General features: G+C 56.0%; 18 protein-coding genes. 10 read left to right on the top strand and 8 right to left on the bottom strand.

The window, feature by feature from the left end:
- Positions 1 to 104: 104 nt before the first annotated feature.
- Positions 105 to 1,280, bottom strand: a complete 1,176-nt coding sequence (locus tag V5A26_RS03890; RefSeq protein WP_332320866.1) for a mechanosensitive ion channel family protein — start codon at positions 1,278 to 1,280, stop codon at positions 105 to 107.
- Between the two features lie 88 nt (positions 1,281 to 1,368).
- Here V5A26_RS03890 and V5A26_RS03885 point away from each other — a divergent pair, with 88 nt between their 5' ends.
- Genes V5A26_RS03885 through V5A26_RS03865 form a run of 5 tightly spaced genes read left to right on the top strand, consistent with a single transcriptional unit; the run spans position 1,369 to position 7,087 of the window.
- The gene (locus V5A26_RS03885) at positions 1,369 to 2,751 is read left to right on the top strand and encodes an NAD(P)/FAD-dependent oxidoreductase (RefSeq protein WP_332320867.1); all 1,383 of its coding nucleotides are present in this window, start codon (positions 1,369 to 1,371) and stop codon (positions 2,749 to 2,751) included.
- A 46-nt stretch (positions 2,752 to 2,797) separates the two neighbouring features.
- A complete protein-coding gene (locus V5A26_RS03880; protein WP_332320868.1) occupies positions 2,798 to 3,673 on the top strand; it encodes an ABC transporter ATP-binding protein in 876 nt (291 codons plus the stop codon).
- Positions 3,670 to 5,586 (top strand): PrsW family intramembrane metalloprotease, encoded by a 1,917-nt coding sequence (locus V5A26_RS03875; protein ID WP_332320869.1) that lies wholly within the window; start codon positions 3,670 to 3,672, stop codon positions 5,584 to 5,586. Before V5A26_RS03880 ends, V5A26_RS03875 begins: the two co-directional genes overlap by 4 nt.
- Before the next feature lie 34 nt (positions 5,587 to 5,620).
- Complete coding sequence (locus V5A26_RS03870) at positions 5,621 to 6,628, top strand: ABC transporter permease (RefSeq protein ID WP_332320870.1); 1,008 nt, start codon at positions 5,621 to 5,623, stop codon at positions 6,626 to 6,628.
- Positions 6,629 to 6,673: 45 nt separating this feature from the next.
- Complete coding sequence (locus tag V5A26_RS03865; protein ID WP_332320871.1) at positions 6,674 to 7,087, top strand: GIY-YIG nuclease family protein; 414 nt, start codon at positions 6,674 to 6,676, stop codon at positions 7,085 to 7,087.
- On the opposite strand, the gene V5A26_RS03860 is transcribed toward V5A26_RS03865, so the two are convergent.
- Together V5A26_RS03860 and V5A26_RS03855 are read right to left on the bottom strand one after the other, a co-directional pair.
- Positions 7,074 to 7,727: an RAD55 family ATPase gene (locus V5A26_RS03860; RefSeq protein ID WP_332320872.1), complete on the bottom strand. Its 654-nt coding sequence runs from the start codon at positions 7,725 to 7,727 to the stop codon at positions 7,074 to 7,076. The two genes, V5A26_RS03865 and V5A26_RS03860, sit on opposite strands and share 14 nt — an antisense overlap.
- A gap of 99 nt (positions 7,728 to 7,826) precedes the next feature.
- Entirely contained in the window at positions 7,827 to 9,464 is a 1,638-nt protein-coding gene (locus V5A26_RS03855) for a potassium channel family protein (RefSeq protein ID WP_332320873.1), read from the bottom strand.
- A gap of 90 nt (positions 9,465 to 9,554) precedes the next feature.
- On the opposite strand from V5A26_RS03855, the gene V5A26_RS03850 reads away from it, so the two are divergent.
- The 3 genes from V5A26_RS03850 (at position 9,555) to V5A26_RS03840 (ending at position 10,829) form a co-directional block, all read left to right on the top strand.
- Positions 9,555 to 10,145, top strand: coding sequence for a winged helix-turn-helix transcriptional regulator (locus tag V5A26_RS03850; protein ID WP_332320874.1), 591 nt, complete (start codon positions 9,555 to 9,557; stop codon positions 10,143 to 10,145).
- A gap of 53 nt (positions 10,146 to 10,198) precedes the next feature.
- On the top strand, positions 10,199 to 10,474 hold the full coding sequence (locus V5A26_RS03845; RefSeq protein ID WP_332320875.1) for a heavy-metal-associated domain-containing protein: 276 nt from the start codon (positions 10,199 to 10,201) through the stop codon (positions 10,472 to 10,474).
- A gap of 94 nt (positions 10,475 to 10,568) precedes the next feature.
- The gene (locus V5A26_RS03840; RefSeq protein ID WP_332320876.1) at positions 10,569 to 10,829 is read left to right on the top strand and encodes a helix-turn-helix transcriptional regulator; all 261 of its coding nucleotides are present in this window, start codon (positions 10,569 to 10,571) and stop codon (positions 10,827 to 10,829) included.
- Between the two features lie 192 nt (positions 10,830 to 11,021).
- On the opposite strand, the gene rbcL is transcribed toward V5A26_RS03840, so the two are convergent.
- From rbcL to V5A26_RS03820, 4 genes are all read right to left on the bottom strand, one after another.
- On the bottom strand, positions 11,022 to 12,269 hold the full coding sequence (rbcL, locus tag V5A26_RS03835) for a type III ribulose-bisphosphate carboxylase (RefSeq protein WP_332320877.1): 1,248 nt from the start codon (positions 12,267 to 12,269) through the stop codon (positions 11,022 to 11,024).
- A gap of 58 nt (positions 12,270 to 12,327) precedes the next feature.
- Complete coding sequence (locus V5A26_RS03830; RefSeq protein ID WP_332320878.1) at positions 12,328 to 13,176, bottom strand: class 1 fructose-bisphosphatase; 849 nt, start codon at positions 13,174 to 13,176, stop codon at positions 12,328 to 12,330.
- Positions 13,177 to 13,968 (bottom strand): class I fructose-bisphosphate aldolase, encoded by a 792-nt coding sequence (locus V5A26_RS03825; protein WP_332320879.1) that lies wholly within the window; start codon positions 13,966 to 13,968, stop codon positions 13,177 to 13,179.
- Positions 13,969 to 14,035: 67 nt separating this feature from the next.
- Positions 14,036 to 14,704 carry a DUF7409 domain-containing protein gene (locus tag V5A26_RS03820; RefSeq protein WP_332320880.1) on the bottom strand — a complete coding sequence of 223 codons (669 nt, stop codon included), beginning with the start codon at positions 14,702 to 14,704 and terminating at the stop codon, positions 14,036 to 14,038.
- Positions 14,705 to 14,736: 32 nt separating this feature from the next.
- Here V5A26_RS03820 and V5A26_RS03815 point away from each other — a divergent pair, with 32 nt between their 5' ends.
- Entirely contained in the window at positions 14,737 to 15,903 is a 1,167-nt protein-coding gene (locus V5A26_RS03815; protein ID WP_332320881.1) for a thiolase domain-containing protein, read from the top strand.
- Positions 15,900 to 16,289, top strand: a complete 390-nt coding sequence (locus V5A26_RS03810) for a Zn-ribbon domain-containing OB-fold protein (protein ID WP_332320882.1) — start codon at positions 15,900 to 15,902, stop codon at positions 16,287 to 16,289. Before V5A26_RS03815 ends, V5A26_RS03810 begins: the two co-directional genes overlap by 4 nt.
- A gap of 18 nt (positions 16,290 to 16,307) precedes the next feature.
- Here the strand turns inward: V5A26_RS03810 and V5A26_RS03805 are convergent, their stop codons facing one another.
- Entirely contained in the window at positions 16,308 to 17,135 is an 828-nt protein-coding gene (locus V5A26_RS03805) for a CBS pair associated ParBc domain-containing protein (RefSeq protein ID WP_332320883.1), read from the bottom strand.
- Positions 17,136 to 17,178: the final 43 nt, after the last annotated feature.

Genomic DNA, 17,178 nt, shown 5'->3' with positions numbered 1-17,178 from the left:
TATTATTCCAACGCTTGGGAACCCTCATCCTCAAAACGCGAAGCGTTTTCGGGTGCAACGAGACGCTTTGCGTCTCGTCATGCCCCTTCAGAGCGGGGAGGTTGTCAATCGTCCTTTGTACTCTCGTCAACCACTTGGAAGCCACCGGTTTCGGCCCGACTTGACAGTTCATGCTGAGGGAACGGGATCTTGATTCCTTCCTCCTGGAACGCCTTGGAGACGGTCTTTATTGCTTCACTAATCGCCAACGCCCGCCGTCTGGCACTTGGTTTGTCCATCCAAAAGCGAAGTTCGAGGACGATCGCTGAATCCCCGAATCGGCTGGTTACAACTCGTGGCCGGGGAACAGTCAGTACACGATCTACCTCCTGCAAGGCCGCAGAAGCAACCTCGCTTGCGTGTTCGGGATCGGCGTCATAGTCGATACCAACTTCGACCCGAAGCCGTAATCGACCTTTCTTCGTCCGATTGACAATCTTCGAGTTCCCCACGAGATCGTTCGGCAATGCGATCAGTTCCCCGTCGTAATTTTCCAACCGAGTGTTTACGATAGTTATCTCTGTAACAATCCCCTCGTTGTCGCCTATTTCGACCCAGTCACCGATCTCAAACGGGCGAGAGAGCATCAAAACAAATCCTGCGATAAGCGACCCCAGGGTTTGTTGGGCCGCCAAACCAGCGACGATCCCCAAAAATCCGGCCCCCACAAGAAGGCCACCGAGATCGATTCCCCATAGCGCCAGTAAAACGATGATGGCCGCAGTCAGGAATATGATTTGGAGCACCCGGACCCAGATCTCCTCTTGATGTTGGGAAATACGGTCCGACCGATTCGTCAGTTCACCCACCCAGCGATGAAGCAGTTCCATCCCGGAATAGGCCCCGACCAACAAGAAGAGTGTGATCAAGGCTTTCCCGAGAATGGAGACTGGGATGCTAACCTCACCAAGTAGCGTGAACAACAATCCGATTTCCCCCCAGATCCCTATCACCAAGATGCTCGCACCCCCAATGACCAGCAGTTGGAGGATTCGAATGAGAGCAAAACCGATGCCTAGCCGGTGACCGGCAGGAGATACCATTTCGTAGGCCGATTCCAGTCCAAACCAACCCAGGACCTTCTGAAACGCCCACAACCCTGCCCGAACCAGGCGAGGAACCACACTACTGATGAATAATATTCCGAGGAGAATTACCCCGATCGTCAGTCCCAGTTTGGTTTCGACCGATCCCCCACCGTAAAATATCTCGATCCATTCAGGATCTAAACCCAGCGCCATTATTCGGATTTCGTGATGGGAGCACTTAGTGGTGCTGGGGACGGACTGTTGTACGAAGATTCTTACTTCCGCTCCCGTTTCATCACATATGGAGAAGGTCGAAGTTGCTATCGTCGGCGGTGGACCCGCCGGTACGGCCGCTGCCAGGACCGCAGCAGAAGGTGGCGCTGAGACAATTCTCATCGAGAAAGGAGTTCCAAGAGCCGACCGAGACACGCTGGGACCCGATTCGACTGATGCAGCCGGGTTCCTGGATTTTTGGAAGGGGATTGCCGACGAAGATCCAGCCGATTGGCCGGATGAAATAATTCATCAACAACTCACTGGCGCGGAATTCATCGGCCCATCCGAATCGGTCACACTCACCGATACGGGACTTGATTCGTCCTATCCGAACTTCGGCTTCACCTTCGATCGGCGAAAATTCGACGATTGGCAGCGGAGCCGAGCCGAATCCGCTGGCGCAACCTACCGCGTAGGTACTGGTGTTCGGTCAGTGGCCCCAAAGGAAACCGCCAGTGACACACACGACCTCTCGTTGTCGGATGGCTCTGTTCTGCATTCGGAGTCGTTGATTCTTGCCGATGGTCCCCAACGCAGAGTGACGATTCCAGTTCTCGATGAGTTACTGCCGACCGATTTGTCGGCTTCGGAGTTTCTCGCTCCGCCCGATGCAAATCACATCGCATACCAAGAGTATCGCCAAATCCCCGAATCTGAGTTCAAGGAGGACCGGATCAAGTTCTGGTGGGGCTGGATCCCGGGACACACAGCGTACCCCTGGATTTTCCCAAATAGTGATGGAGTCGCTCGTGTTGGCCTGACGATGCCGATTGGACTCTCACTTTCGGATGTCGATAAGCCGTACTCCTACGAGTTGATCGAGCCGGATGACAAGTCAATGCCCTCGGCCAGTGAGTTCCTCAACCGCTTCCTGGATCGACGTTTTGGAGACGAATACGACGTCGAAACCGATGTTCCCCGACTTGATAATTACGGGAAAGACTCCGGAACCGAAACGTATCCGATTTCCTCGACCAGGCCTGTCGAGTCACCAACCGATCGGGATATCGCGGTGGTTGGCGGAGCAATGGGCGCGACATCGGCATTTCACGAAGGTGGCGATCACGTTGCGCTTCGAACCGGAAAACTCGCTGGGTCACTTGCTGCAACTGGTAAACTCGATACGTACAACCGCGCGTGGAAGGATGCAATCGGGACGGAAGTTCGCCGAAACGTCACGCTTGGGGAAATGGTTCGGGGCTATGGCCCAGCTGATTGGGATCGGGTCTTTTCGATCGGAAACTCAATGCTCCGAACACAGGCGGGTGCGGTTCCAAACATCGGCTCCGCTCTCTCAGCAGGCGTTCCGGCACTCAAGCTTTACCTTGGGTATCGATTCAAGAAATATCAGTTCAGGTCAGATCGCTACGTCCAGTTGGAGTCCTCGATGTACGACTCGTTCCGGTAGTTCCCGAGAGCCAAAGCCTCATAACCGGCCCCGGCAATCAACGCACATGATCGACGTCGAGGGGCTCTCCAAACACTACGCCGACGTCGAAGCCGTTCGGGACATCGATTTCCATGTGGAATCAGGCGACATATTCGGTCTCGTCGGTCCAAATGGAGCCGGGAAAACCTCGACGTTAAAAATGCTCGCGGGCCTCGTGGAGCCCACCGCCGGGACGATCGATATTGACGGCCGTCATCCCGACGATCCGAAAATGCGAAAGCAGCTTGGATTTCTTCCCGAAGAGTCCCCGCTCTACGATGACATGACTCCCCAAGGATATCTCGAATTTTTTGCCTCGCTCTACGATGTGCCAAAAGACGTGGCTAAATCGAGGATCACCGAGGCACTCGACCGCCTCGAACTCGATGCCAGGGATCGTGTCGTCGGTGATTTTTCGAAGGGAATGAAGAGAAAGGTGGCTATTGCCCGCTCACTGGTGAACGACCCGGCAGTGCTCATCTACGACGAACCGGCAAGTGGTCTCGATCCACTGACGACAAACACCGTCGTCGAGTTCACCAGGGAACTTGCCGATCAAGACAAGACGATCATTTTCAGCGCTCACGACCTCTATCACGTCGAACGTGTTTGTGATCGGGTCGGCATCATGAACGAGGGCCAAATCCGTGCTATCGGCACAGTCAAAGAAATACGAGGGACGTATGGTGACGTCGAATACCGTGTATTTACCGACGTCCCAGTCGAGGGAGCGACTCAAACCGGGTCTCAGTACGTTTCTACTGTTAGCTCCATGGACGATGTCGAATCAATACGGGAAATGTCACAGAACGCTGGAGGGAACGTCGTCGACATACGAACACAGGAATCCTCCCTCGAAGACGTCTTCCTCGACGTGACTGGTGGGTCAGCCATTCGATGAGAGCCGATCGAACGCTTCGTATCGCTATCTGGGAAACCACGACAAGTCTTGGGAACCTCGATCGACGAACGGGGATTGCAATTCTCGTAGTTCTGGTCCTTCTTGGAGCCTTGGGACCCGCGCTACTCGTGAGTAGTCCAGCACCTGGAGCGGACCTGTATCGTGTCGGGGTGAGCGAATCGAGTTCCTATCACGATGTCGTCCTGTCTGAACCGGAACTGCAAGCGATCGACCCCGCAAGTGCTTCTCTGAATGATGGCCTTGATATCGTCATAGCCGGCCCAAACGTCGTCGCCAAAGACACAAAGAAGAGTAAAGCCGCGGCAGGCGTGTTTCGAGAAGCCGTCGTTTCGTACAATACCTATCTCATGGCCCAAGAGAGGGACCGGACCGCGGCCTTTCCGGTCACCGTTACGGTCAGCTATGTCCAACAGTCTGCATTACAAATCGAAGACCCCACCGAGGGAACTGAAACCAACGCCGACTCCCCGAATGGATCTGCGGGGGGTTCTGGGATAGCGTCCACATCTACAATAGCAGAAAGCACGGGTGCACCTGATCGAACGCCGTTGGATGAGACTCCTGATTCAGGAGGCGATGATGGTGGTCAGTCTGGCACGGACGAACCGGACTCGCCTGCTCAAACCACTGTTGTCAGCGACGCGGCCCCAAATGAAGATAACGGCCCTGGGGAGCCAGTCGAAGACGAACGTGTCGAGGATGATGTGATTTCGAGTAGTCCGTTAGACGGATTTCTCGGAACAGAACAAGCTGGAACCCCGACTTCAATATCTCCACCTTTCCCACTGGAATCATTGCTCCTGGCCTTTGTTTTCTTGCTTCCCTTCAACTTCGTCATCCAGGCTTACGGAAGTAGTGTCATCGCAGAGCGGATCAACCGACGGGGTGAACCCCTGCTCGTTTCGCCGGCGACTCGCGGTGATATCGTGGTCGGAAAAGCGCTCCCGTACTTTCTCGGATCACTTTCAATTACGGCAATAATCGCAGCGCTCCTTGGTGGGGGAATTCGTTCTGTCGTGGCGATTGCACCCCTCGCTGCCCTGTTTATCGCTGCGACGTTTCTCGCCGGCTTGCTCTCTCGGTCGTTCAAAGAATTAACTTTTGCCACAGTAACGATCAGTGTCGTTCTCACAGGGTACGCCTTTCTCCCCGCGGTGTTTGCCGAAGTCCACCCGATAGCGGCTATTTCACCGCTGACAATCGTCGTCAACGAACTCCAGGGGACCCCTGTTGCCTGGCAAACGTTCTTCTTCGCAACAATCCCAGCCACGTTTTCTGCAGCGGTTCTATTCATGCTCGGGACTGGCATGTACCGGGAGGAGGACTTGTTCACCCAGCGGCCGTTACCACAGAAGGCATTGGATGCACTTGCAGCCCCGCTTCATTCGCTGTGGCGGGTCGGACTGTGGACAGGGCTCTTCATTCCGTTCGTACTCGTGGCCGAACTGTTAGCAGTCGCGACGTTGTATCTGCTTCCAGTGGCCCTTTCCATTCCGTTACTTCTTGGAGTTATTGCAATAATCGAGGAGGTGGCAAAGAGTATTCACGTGTTTGCTGGCTTCGAACGAGGACGGTTTGATCCGGGACTCCGTAGTGCAGTCAGTATCGGTGCGATCTCAGGTCTCGGATTTTTCTTGGCAGAAAAACTCCTCGCGATTACCCAACTAGTCGGCCTCCCAAATCTGGACCTAGGTCAAGCGGCTTTTGCCCCCGAATTGGTAGGGTTGACACCAGCATTGTTGCTTTTTGCGCCGCTCGTCTTGCATACAGTAACGGCCGTTATTTCGGCACTCGGGGCTCGGCGATCGCGACGGTGGTACCTTCTCGGGCTTCTCGTCGCATCAGGGATCCATCTTGCGTACAACGTTGTGGTGGTGAGTAGCCTTGGATAACCGTCTGCATCTCGCAATTCGAGAATTTGGGTCTTTGCGGTCCGAAAAAACCATCATTTTAGCTCTGGTCATCCAGTTGATCATCGCCGCTTTCTCGTCATTTCTCGTCGTTGGACTCGTTTCTCTTACTGATCCGGGATCGACAACAGGGGCATACACAGTTCAAATGGGGGTGAGTGGCGCTGCAAGCGACGAACTTGAACGGATCATGGATTTGGGCGAGTCACGAGAGGCGACTGTTTTTCAGTCAGAAACTGCGGCCATGAGTGCCTTCGAGGATCGAGAAATCGATGCAGTGTTGCATGCAGAACCAGGCAGCGACGGACGGATACACATTGATGCGATCGCTCCAGATGGGGACTTCAGAACGACCCTTATCGTCACGCAGGTCAAAGCTGCGCTGACAGACCTGGAAACGGAACTGCGACTCGACAGAACTAATCGGTTAACTCGAGCACCACTTTCGGTGCCCGACCGAAGCGATTCGAACCCGTACTACGGGTTCACCTACACCATCCTTGTGCCGGTGCTGGTCTTTTTACCGGCGTTCATCAGCGGTTCGATAGCTGCTGATTCCCTCGCCGAAGAGTTCGAACGGGGGACTTTTGGGTTGCTTCGAGTGGCGCCACTTTCGGTTCCGCAAATCATCGACGGGAAAGCACTGACGATGATCGGTATCGCACCGGCACAGGCCGGACTATGGCTCTTGTTCCTGGAGCTTAATGGGACGACTATTGCCCGACCGATCGAAATACTCGTACTCGCCACCGCAATGACTGGCGTCCTTGTTGTGATCGGGGCCGCACTCGCCATCTGGGTCGGTGTCCGTCGGGAGGCCCAATTGTTGTACTCCCTTCTGGCCTTGGTCGTTTTCGGCGCCTCACTACTGTTGCCCGAAAACCCGCCTAATCTGGTCGCAAAACTGGCAATCGGAAGTCCGACAGCGACTAGTTACGCCATTCTTGGAACCCTTGTACTCAGTAGCAGTGTAGGGTACTGGGTGGTTCGCAACAGCCTCAGCCGGCACACTCTCGGTGATTGAATTCGTGAATTTGAAGCGAACCGGTACTACCCCCAACTGAGACACATGGACCAGGGAACATATACACTCCTGCTCGAACTCGAAACGACCACTTCCATCACGTTTGGAGCGGCCGGAACGCGACGCCTCGATGCTGGCTATTACGCCTATACTGGAAGTGCATTGGGCCCAGGCGGTCTCTCACGGGTCGATCGCCATCGGAAGGTGTGTGATGGCACGAATATGACCCGGCAGTGGCACATTGATTACCTACTCGGGGCTGCAGAAACCACCTGGGTCGGGGTCTGGTCTGCAGCGGTTGCAAGAGAATGTGATTATGCCGAGACCCTCCCTGGAACTGCGATTGAGGGGATCGGTGCGTCGGATTGTGCGTGTGAGAGCCACCTCTCATACAGTTCCACGCGAGACAGACTCGTGAACGAACTCGAAGCCATCTACAACGGTTTTAGTCGAGACTGACCCACTCGGACGGTGACTGACCGAAGCCGCGGGTTCGTATCTCACGACCGCCTTCGTCAGGAACTCTAATTTGCAAGATCCCGTCGAACAATTGATTGAGCGTATTCATTACTTGGGCTTCGTGTGAATCCGGGTCGATCGCGAACAGGCCGATCCAGTTTTTCGTCTGGATCTGTCTGGTGAACACGTGTAAGAATCGGAAGAGTCGCTCCAGGTCGACATACATCAGCACTGGCGAGAGGGAGTCAAAACCCACCCGAACGTTGTCGATACCTTTCGATGCAGTTTCCTTTGACAGTTGGGAAAACTCGATTCCCATCCCAGTCAGATCACCGGGTGATCCGCAGGTTCGGATGACGTCGCCGAGGTCGGTCCCCCCATTGGATCCAACACTATCGACGATTCGTAAATACGGGTCCCTCTCGCCTCCCAACGTTTGATATTGATCATAAACCTTCGATCCGCCATCGTTTGCCGTCACAATGACTGATCCCTCGCCCTGTGAGGCTCCATGGCTCAGTATTTCGAGCATCAGCTGGCGCTTCCCGGACATGGCCGGACCACTGACCAGCATGTTGGTCCCCGAGTCGATAGTATCGACGAGCGGGTCCGGAACAGCGTCGCCGAGTTCATAGCTCATATATGTAGTTCCCGCGCAGACTCAGTCAGACTGCGGGCTATATGCAATTGTTGATGCGGGGAACATAAGTATACATGGAAACTATCGGGCGATCAGCTTTCACTCACCCAAGGTTCCGGCAACTTCTTGAAGCGTAAGCAAATCCTCGTCTGTCCCGGCAACAACAAGCGTGTCTTCCGGGATGAGTTTAAAGTCAGGGCCGAGGTCGGTGATGGTCTGGTCGTCCCGTTCCACGGCAATCACCGTACAACCTGTCTGTTCCCGAATAGCGGCCTCAACAATAGTTTGCCCTTCGAATCGTGGGGCCTGGAGTTTCACGATATCGATCTGTGTTTCATACGTAATGACGTCTTCGCCGAGAATCGTCGCGGCGATCATCCGTGCAGAGACCTCGGCGAGCGGGAGGACGTAATCGGCTCCGGCTGCGAAAAACTTCGACCGGTTTTCGGAATCGTTGGCTCTGACGACGATTTCGATGTCCGGGTTGAGTTTCCGAGCCACGAGGGTGATGAAAATCGCCTCAGTATCATCGCCAACAGTGATGATTAACGCTCCAGCGGATTCGATCCCAGCCTCACGCAGTATGCCGGCATTTTTTGCATCACCGACGACATCAGCGCGATCAAGGTCTTTACAATCAATTACTTGACAGGATATGAAAGAGGATTCGAGGGCGTCACAGACCGCTTTCCCGGTGTCCCCGTAGCCTGCCATTACTGTTTGTTGATGGGCGGGTCGACCCCCTGGGATAGTCAACTCCATCGCCGACCGCAATTGTGATCTGCTCCCTGCAACCAGTAAAACGGTCTGCCGATCGAGTATCATCGATGGGTTCGGATTGGGCAGAAACTCCCCATCAGTCCAGGCACCGAGGACCGTCACTCCTGCACGTTCCCGCAGCTGGGCGGTTTCCAATCGATGGCCCTCGATATCACTTTCCGAATGCACTGGGAGTTCGATCACTTCGAAATCTACCGAGATATCGATTGTGCTCCCTAATTGGGTCGTGATAACCCGAGAGACCTCTTTTGCGAGTCCTTCACCCAGCAACTCCCTCGGGTTTAAGGGGGTGTCAACTCCAGCCAGTTCCAGGTAGGGCCGCACCGACGAATCTTCGACGAACGCGACAATTGGAACTGAATCCGAGCGTTGGCGAATCGAAAGCGCGATGTTTGCATTCCGTTCGTCCTCACTGTCCAAAATGACGGCTCTGGCATCCTCGAGTGAAACCTGTTCGAGCGCAGCAGTCGTTTCTGGATCACCATGGACCGCCGAATACCCCGAGTCCAGGAGTGATCCAACCACATCAGGGTCCGTATGAAGAACAACGTAATCGACCCCCCTCGATTCGAGTTCCTCGATGAGTTCAGGTCCGATTCCGTTTTGCCCACAGATGATAACGTGCTCAGATCCCGAATAGGACCGCGGAAGCGTTTCTTCCAGTCGGTTCTCGATCCACGGAACCAGAAACAGCGGCAGCGTAAGAAAGAGAAAAAAGACGCCAGTTAACTGCATGGTAATCATCAAAAGCACCAGCGGTATCGTCGACCAACGTTGGGCGTCTTCTCCGTATCCGGTCGTCGTCACACTTTCGATGACGATTTGGAGGGATTCGAAAAAACCCCGTTCAACACCTTCGAATGTCGTCATCCCGAACTGGTAAAGTATCGTATAGAGGAGCAAAAGAATGACCATTGCCCCAAGATAGTAGATTCCGTGCCGGCGTGTCCGCTCCATACCGTACTCATCCTGGGTGATCCTCCTTAAACAATCGGTCCGAACCGCACGCTCACAAAAACGTATGAGGTATCAGCCCGATGAACCGGTATGCACCCACTTGATGAAACGGATCTAGAAATTCTCCGCCTCCTCGTTTCTGATTCCAGGCGGCCCTATCGCGAAATAGCCGACGCAGTGGACCTCTCGGCGCCAGCTGTCTCCGACCGCGTGTCACGGCTTCGTGAACAAGGCGTTATTCGCCAATTTACCGTAGATATCGATCGCCAACAATTGCGGGAAGGGACGTCCATTCTTGTTCGCTTGACTGTTGCCCCGGATGCAGTCCAGGTCGTCAAAAATGCTGTCAGTGAACTTGACGCTATCGAACACCTGTACGTTACTGTTGACGACGACGTCATCTTCCACGCCAACGCCCCGAGTGATATCGGGACCTGGCTCGACCGAATCCTGGTCACAGATGGGATCCGTGATGTCGACGTATCGTTGTTGAGTGAAAGTCATTGGTCCCCCACGGTGGGGGCCACTGATTTCGCCATGGTCTGTGATGAGTGTGGCAATACGGTTACCAGCGAAGGTGTGACCACCCGAGTTGATGGGGACGTCAAACAGTTCTGTTGTCCCTCGTGTGAATCTCGATACGTGGATCGGTACGAGGAATTGCGGAAAAACGCGAAGTGACATAGCGAGGCCAACCCGAAACGCCCTAAATCCCCCGTCTCCAACCCCATCTCATGCCCACTACACTCCGGGTCGAGGACATGAGCTGTGACGGTTGTGAGGACATCGTCGAAAACGCTCTCGAAGAAGTCACTGGCGTCGAATCCGCGAGCGCAGACCAAGAGGCCGGTACCGTATACGTCGAAGGGGACACAGACGTTGAGGACCTCCTGGACGCCGTGGATTATGCCGGCTATTCGGCCGACCTCCAGCCAAAGACAGAATCCGAGACGGACGAGACTTCCGAGGAAGAGGCCAAAGCGGCAGAAACGAGCGAATCTGAAGAGTAATCGAGGCGGTTTCCGAACGTGTTTGATTCCAATAGTGACTGGTAACAATTTCACCAATAAATATAAAGCCCCTCCGTACTTTGGTATAACTACCATGGTGGTAGCTGAAACTCAGGTCGAAGACCTGCCTCCGAGTGCAAAACTCGTTTTGAAAGTCCTCGAATACAACGGTGGCCTGACGCAGAAACAAATCGTCGGTAAATCCCGACTCTCACAACGAACGGTGCGGGATGCCCTCGATCGCCTCCAAGATCGAACGATAGTCGAGAAAAACATCTACATCCCGGACGCCCGCCAGAATCTCTACACGCTTGCGACTCCGGCCGCCGACGGCGCGGCTGAAGCAGAAGTCTAAGGTCCCGGCCGAGGCGTGACCGACGACCGCAACTACACAATCGTTTGTGGTTTTAAGTTAGAACCAGACTAACCTGTCCGCAATCTCCTCGAAATTGATTTACAAACGAGACTGACCATGCAATGCTCATAACAGACTCGGAAGACTATCTCATCCCCTGGATTTGAGCTTACTGCTGGCCTGACCAAAGACCTAAATCGGTGTTTGGCTTCCCCACTCGTCGAGGGCCGTCTGCAACGCTGGGTGATCGGTTGCTGCCTCGGTAACGGGTATTCCAGCATCATAGGCGTCGACAGCCTGTCGAAGCGCTTTCGCACCCTCGTGGGTGCCATCCGGATGGCCGTGGATACCTCCCCCTGCCTGGACAATCAAATTGGTGCCAAGCGCGTCGAGGAGCGGTTCGACGGTGCCAGGATGAAGACCACCAGACGCCACTGGGAGCACGTCTGAGAGGCCGTGTAAGTCACTTTGAAGCCAATCGTTGATGCCCGCCGTGTCTTCGTTTTCGAGTTTGCCGAGGTTCGCCGTCCCCGTGTGGATATGATCGACGCCCGTCAGCCGGGCAATCTGTGCGAGGACCCGCATCGAAACGCCGTGATGACTCATCCGGTCGAAGGCGGCGTGCATGGCCCGATGGGCATGGATCGCGAGACCGAGTTCGCCCGCGTACTTACGGATCGATTGGACCGCGCCCCAACCGACTGTAATCACGTCGACCATGACGAAATTACCGCCATGCTCGGCGACAAGGTCAGCTCGGTCCTTCATCGTCTCCACGTCCGCCGTAATGTTGACGAGGTAATCTTTCGGGTCGCCAGTTTCGGCTTCGGCTTTGGCCGCCAATTCGAAACTCCGTCTGACCCGCTCTGCAAAGGAGTTGAAGGGCTGATTGCTGAGGTTTTCGTCGTCCTTCAACAGGTCCACGCCGCCAGTCCATGCCTCATAGCCGATTTGGGCGTGTCGCTCGCTTGAGAGGCCGACTTTCGGTTTCGGAACGGTAGCAAGTGCCGGGCGATCCGCGGCGTTAAGAAACGTCGACTTGACAGCCGATCCGAACTGTGGGCCCGGGAAGGATTGGGTTAATTCCGCGGGCCAGTCACAATCCTGTAGTCGAATCGACTCGACGGCTTTCATCCCCATGATATTGCCAGCAATACACGAGAGAACCTGGGGCATGTTGCCCAATTCAAAGAGTTCAACGGAATAAGCAACCGTTATTTGGCCATCTCCGATGTCAAACGCCGTTGCGCTCACATCCGTGAATCCGTCACCGACTTCGAGTTTGGCCCAGGTTCCGTTTGAACTTTCGGACGCCACCCGCCCGGCCGCATCGTCCATCGAGAGCCCCTCAGCAGGTTGAATCGCGAACTCACAAACGAGCTCCGAGTCCGCAGGCTGGTACTCGGTGTCGACGAAGTCCGAATACGAAATACCGGTCATGTCCCTTCCTCTTCAACGGGACGGACCATCAAAGTTCGGTGACGGTACGGGTTTACGCCTACCAATCGACGGCCGCTTCGAGACGGGAGATGTACGACTCGTTTCCGACGAATGTCGGCGTACGCTGATGAATCGCTTCAGCCGGAACTTCGAGCAACGATTGGGAACCGTCCGTCGACGCCCCACCCGCGTGTTCGACAATATACGCGATCGGAGCCGCCTCGAAGAGAAGCCGAAGTTTGCCCTCAGGCCGGTTTCGGAGGCCCGGATAGCCGAAAATACCACCATACGAGAGCACCTGGCTGACGTCGGCGATCATCGCGCCGCCATATCGGAGTTTGAGTTCGGATCGGACACCCTCGACGTACTCGGCAAACGAATGATTCCAGTTCGGTTCTCTTCCCCCGAAGCCGTACACGGTCGGCTCAGTCGGAAGTTTGACGGGCCCAGTCGACTGCCGATCCCCGTTTGCAACGACGTACCCCTCGGGTATCCCCTCGCGGGCAACGACCATCGTCGTGATCGGGCCATACAAGACAAATCCTGCCGCGACGAGATCCTGTCCTGTCGTCGGGAATGAACCGTCGTAAATCCCAACGACTGTGCCCATCGGATTGTTCGATTTGAGGTTTGACGATCCATCCAATGGGTCGATAGCGATTGCATAGCCGTTGCCAACGTCCTCGACAGACTGCCGTTCCTCACTCGCGTATTCCCCGATTCCGTCGATTGTGCCAAGACGTTCAGCCAGTAGTTCATCAGCCCATACGTCCGCCGCCAGTTGCTGATCGCCGGTCACGTTTTCTTGGTCCAGAGCCGTTCTTCGACCTGGGAGCCCGGCCCGAATCTCCGGTGCGGTAGCTGCAAGCGTCTCGAAAACCGCCTCGATCGGATTTGGTCCTGACATTTACATCCGATCGAGGGCCGCATCGACGCTCTTTTCTTCGAAAATCAGTGCCTGAAGTGCATCGAGCATTGCTTCGGGGTTTTCGCGTTGCCACACGTTTCGTCCGACTGCCAGCCCGGACCCGCCAGCGTCGAGGACTGTCTGCACGGATTCGAGGAAGGCACGGTCCGAGGTTTTAGACCCACCGCTCATGATGACTTCAACTGGCCCTGCCGAATCGACGACCCACTCCATTGCAGTCTCACTTCCAGGATATTTCACCTTTGCCACGTCAGCCCCAAGTTCGAGGGCTTGTCTGGCAGCATACGCAATGACTTCGTCCTTAGAGTCGTTTTTTACGCCCTGGCCTCGAGGGTAAGACCACATGATGACCGGGATATCTCGGTCCCGAGCGGCTTCTTGGGCCGCGGCGAACTCTTCGGCCATTTCGACTTCGTGATTGGATCCGCCATAGAGGGTAAATCCGATGGCGTCGGCGCCCAATTCTTGGGCGTACTCGACGGACCAGTTGACAGCGCTGTCATACTCGCCCATCCAAAGGTTCGACGTGCCATTGAGTTTCGCCACGAGGTTTACGCTATCGTCGTAGGATGGGTAGTACGCCTCAGCAACGCCTTTTTGGACCGCGAAGCCGGTGACCGCGTCGTGGGTCGCCAATTCGAAAACTGACTCCGGATCCATCGTCTCCGGAACCGGGTCGAAATCGGTCGGTCCGTGTTCCAACCCGTGATCGTACGCGAGGACCAGCAGTTTGCCGTCCTTCGCAATCGGCGAGGACTCGAGTGATCGCATCAAATAATGGTCCGGGAGCGTCGTATAATAGTCTAACTGAACAGTCGAGATGCGATTCCCGGTGAGATCACGACAATTCGCGAGCGACCGCCCGCCATTCTCGAACTTGTGACTCCTCGATGTCGAGGGACGCCGCGACTTCGACCGGGTTGCACGTTGCCAATCGACGAACGGAGGTGATCCCTGCCTCCGCCAGCGTCGCGCGCTGTTCCCGGTCAAGGGCCTCGATCGCAGAAACAGGGGTTGGAATACTCCGGTCCCGCCACTCCGCTTCCGCATCAAACTCGGAGGTCTCGTCCGGTTGGTTCGGCCATGGTCGGCGCGTCCACTCTGTATCTGCGTCCCCACTTTCATTTTCTTCCGGAGCCGTCGAACCAGGGTCCTCCCAGTCGCCCCCGCTCGCAGCCACCCATTCCCGTTCTCCATCCTGAAGGCCCCGAACTTGCTCGGCCCGGCGATCAAAATCTTCGCCTCCTTTTAGCGACCACGACAACGAATGCTCGCGGCGGATCTTTGCGGCGACTCCAGGATTAACGCCTGCATCGACGAGTTTGGCGTGAGATACTCGTCGCTCGCGAATGTCCACGGGCTCAACCCCAGCCCCCTCCAAAACAGGTTCAGTTGCGGGCCCGACGAACTTGATATCGGTCAATTCTTCGGCCACAGAGACACCGTCTGGTGGAAACGCTCGGAACCGGCTTGAGTGTTTTCCCGATACCAGGTCGATGCACATCATTTTTATCGGCGCTCGGCCAATATCAGGTACTCATGACGCGGGTACGAGTTGCTGGGGGCGGACTCACACACTTCGGCGTACATCCGGAACAGACCAGTCGCGCCATGTTCGGCGAGGCTGGCGAGGCGGCCATCGAGGACGCCGGTATCGACCGCACCGAAATCGAGTCGGTGTTCTTTGGAAACTTCATGGGAGAACTTGGCGAGCATCAGGGCCATATGGGTCCGATCGCCGCTGAAGCCCTCGGTATCGACGCACCGGCCACGAGATACGAAAGTGCCTGTGCGTCGAGCGGGGTCGCTGTCAGGCAAGCCGTCATGAACGTCCGCTCAGGCGAAGCCGACGTCGTCCTGGTGGGCGGAGCCGAACGAATGAACAATCTGGCCACGGCAGACGCCACGGACGCCTTGGCTATTGCCGCTGACGACCTCTATGAGGTTCGAGCGGGAATGACCTTCCCGGGCGCATACGCGCTCATGGAAGACGCGTACTTTGACGAGTATGGTGGTTCCCGCGAAGATCTGGCCCACGTTGCGGTCAAGAATCACGAGAACGCGCTCGAAAACGAGTACGCCCAGTTCCAGGCAGAAATCAGCGTAGAGAAGGCAATGGACGCGCCGCCAGTTGCGGAACCAATCCATCTCTACGACGCCTGTCCTATCACCGACGGGGCGGCGGCCATGATCCTCGTGAGCGAGGAGTACGCCGAAGCGAACGATCTCGATGCCGAAGTGGCGATCACGGGAACCGGCCAAGGAAGCGATCGCTTGGCCCTTCAGGATCGGGACTACCTCGCGCGAACTCCCGCGGCCGAAGACGCTGGCGACGAGGCCTACGCAGACGCTGGGATCGACGCGGATGACGTAGATCTTGCCGAAGTGCATGACTGTTTCACCGTCGCGGAAGCACTCGCGATCGAGGCGCTCGGGTTCTTCGAGCGAGGTGAGGGAATCGGCGCCGCCCGGCGAGGAGACACGACCGCAGATGGGGATCTCCCGGTCAATCTGTCCGGTGGTTTGAAAGCGAAAGGCCATCCCGTCGGCGCGACCGGTGCCAGCCAGGTGGTGGAAATGGCAAAACTGCTCGAGGGGACCCATCACAACGCAGCGGCAGTTCCGAATGCCACCGTCGGAGTGACCCACAACGCCGGCGGGACGGTCGCCAGTACAGCCGTCCATATTCTGGAGGTGGTCGAATGAGCGACGAACCTGCCCGTGACGCGGGCTACGCCGATTTCCTCGATGCTGTCGAGGACGAAACACCGTACTATCTCGAATGTTCGAACGGTCACGGATCACTCCCGCCCCGTCATGTCTGCCCAGATTGTGGCGATAGTGAACTGTCCGAGACTGAACTCCCGGAATTCGGTACGATCCAGGCGCATAACGTCGTCCACGTTCCGACTCCTCGGTTCCAAGAAGACACACCGTACGCGACCGCAATCGTCGACTTCGGACCGGTCTCCGTTACAGGCCAGGTCAGGGGTATGGAACCACAAGCCGTTGAAAACGGTCTCGAAGTGACCATGGATATTGACCGCACGGAAACTGACGAGGACCGGGTCCTCGTTTTCGACGTCTCGTAGGCCATCGCCGCTCCAAAATCAGGCAGTATCGTCGGTGAATCGTTCGGTCACTTCTACCAACGGATGACGAGCATAATCAACAATATCCACATCCGAGAGGTCCTCCAACCCTTCCTTTCGTGCCGTTCTGGCCATTCCGAGGTCGATCCGGCTCGGGAGGACAATTACATACGCGTCCATTTCACTGATCCCGGACCGCTTGGCCGCCATGACCCGATGGTGGCCATCTGCAAGCAGAATATCCCCACCGTTGTCGATAACAACCAGGGGTTCGGCCAACCCTCGTTCGAGTTCGTACTCGCGCCCTTCGAGTTCGTCCGCATAGACGGTGCCCTGTGTCGGGGTTAGTTCAGCGAGGGAAATCGTCCGTCGCTCTTCGTTGGCCTCGATATCGTGAATCGTTTCGAGGGTCCGCTTGAGTTTCCCGACTTTCTCCGGGGTCGCGCGCTCGATCTGGCTCCGAATCACGTCGGAATTCGAGATAATGCCGACCAAGTTGCCGGCGTCATCCACGACCGGGAGTTTCTGGATGCCCGACCGGAGGATGACCCGTGCAGCGTCCGTGACTTTCATCTCCGGATGAGCGACGATGAGTTCCTCACTCATCACTTTGAAAAGCGGTATCCCGGGATCTTCCAGCAGCAGGTCTCTCGCCGTGACAAACCCTTCCACGTACCGGCCGTCTGTCACCGGGAAACCGTTGTAATCGTCGCTCTCGATAATGCGTCGGGAGACGGACTCGACAGTTTCATCCGCCGACACGGTCGCGACGTCTCGGGTCATGTACTCCTCGACCGTGGGCCTGTGGGTGCCATTCGACAGATCGGTCTCAAAGGGCGAGTCCATCTGTCCCTCCAACTAGAAGTCTGTCAGTTCGCCGAGCCATATA

The sequence above is a fragment of the Halodesulfurarchaeum sp. genome (assembly GCF_036626455.1).
GTDB lineage: Archaea > Halobacteriota > Halobacteria > Halobacteriales > Halobacteriaceae > Halodesulfurarchaeum.
This window is presented reverse-complemented; position numbering and strand designations above follow the sequence as displayed.

Excerpts from the sequence above, each read along its gene's own strand:
- V5A26_RS03880 (WP_332320868.1), top strand. The coding sequence starts at position 2,798 with ATGATCGACGTCGAGGGGCTCTCCAAACACTACGCCGACGTCGAAGCC.
- V5A26_RS03805 (WP_332320883.1), bottom strand. The coding sequence starts at position 17,135 with ATGGACTCGCCCTTTGAGACCGATCTGTCGAATGGCACCCACAGGCCC.
- V5A26_RS03840 (WP_332320876.1), top strand. The coding sequence starts at position 10,569 with ATGGTGGTAGCTGAAACTCAGGTCGAAGACCTGCCTCCGAGTGCAAAA.
- V5A26_RS03885 (WP_332320867.1), top strand. The coding sequence starts at position 1,369 with ATGGAGAAGGTCGAAGTTGCTATCGTCGGCGGTGGACCCGCCGGTACG.
- V5A26_RS03825 (WP_332320879.1), bottom strand. The coding sequence starts at position 13,968 with ATGCGATCACTCGAGTCCTCGCCGATTGCGAAGGACGGCAAACTGCTG.
- V5A26_RS03815 (WP_332320881.1), top strand. The coding sequence starts at position 14,737 with ATGACGCGGGTACGAGTTGCTGGGGGCGGACTCACACACTTCGGCGTA.
- V5A26_RS03810 (WP_332320882.1), top strand. The coding sequence starts at position 15,900 with ATGAGCGACGAACCTGCCCGTGACGCGGGCTACGCCGATTTCCTCGAT.
- V5A26_RS03830 (WP_332320878.1), bottom strand. The coding sequence starts at position 13,176 with ATGTCAGGACCAAATCCGATCGAGGCGGTTTTCGAGACGCTTGCAGCT.
- V5A26_RS03845 (WP_332320875.1), top strand. The coding sequence starts at position 10,199 with ATGCCCACTACACTCCGGGTCGAGGACATGAGCTGTGACGGTTGTGAG.
- V5A26_RS03875 (WP_332320869.1), top strand. The coding sequence starts at position 3,670 with ATGAGAGCCGATCGAACGCTTCGTATCGCTATCTGGGAAACCACGACA.
- V5A26_RS03865 (WP_332320871.1), top strand. The coding sequence starts at position 6,674 with ATGGACCAGGGAACATATACACTCCTGCTCGAACTCGAAACGACCACT.
- V5A26_RS03860 (WP_332320872.1), bottom strand. The coding sequence starts at position 7,727 with ATGAGCTATGAACTCGGCGACGCTGTTCCGGACCCGCTCGTCGATACT.
- rbcL (WP_332320877.1), bottom strand. The coding sequence starts at position 12,269 with ATGACCGGTATTTCGTATTCGGACTTCGTCGACACCGAGTACCAGCCT.
- V5A26_RS03820 (WP_332320880.1), bottom strand. The coding sequence starts at position 14,704 with ATGATGTGCATCGACCTGGTATCGGGAAAACACTCAAGCCGGTTCCGA.
- V5A26_RS03855 (WP_332320873.1), bottom strand. The coding sequence starts at position 9,464 with ATGGAGCGGACACGCCGGCACGGAATCTACTATCTTGGGGCAATGGTC.
- V5A26_RS03850 (WP_332320874.1), top strand. The coding sequence starts at position 9,555 with ATGCACCCACTTGATGAAACGGATCTAGAAATTCTCCGCCTCCTCGTT.
- V5A26_RS03890 (WP_332320866.1), bottom strand. The coding sequence starts at position 1,280 with ATGGCGCTGGGTTTAGATCCTGAATGGATCGAGATATTTTACGGTGGG.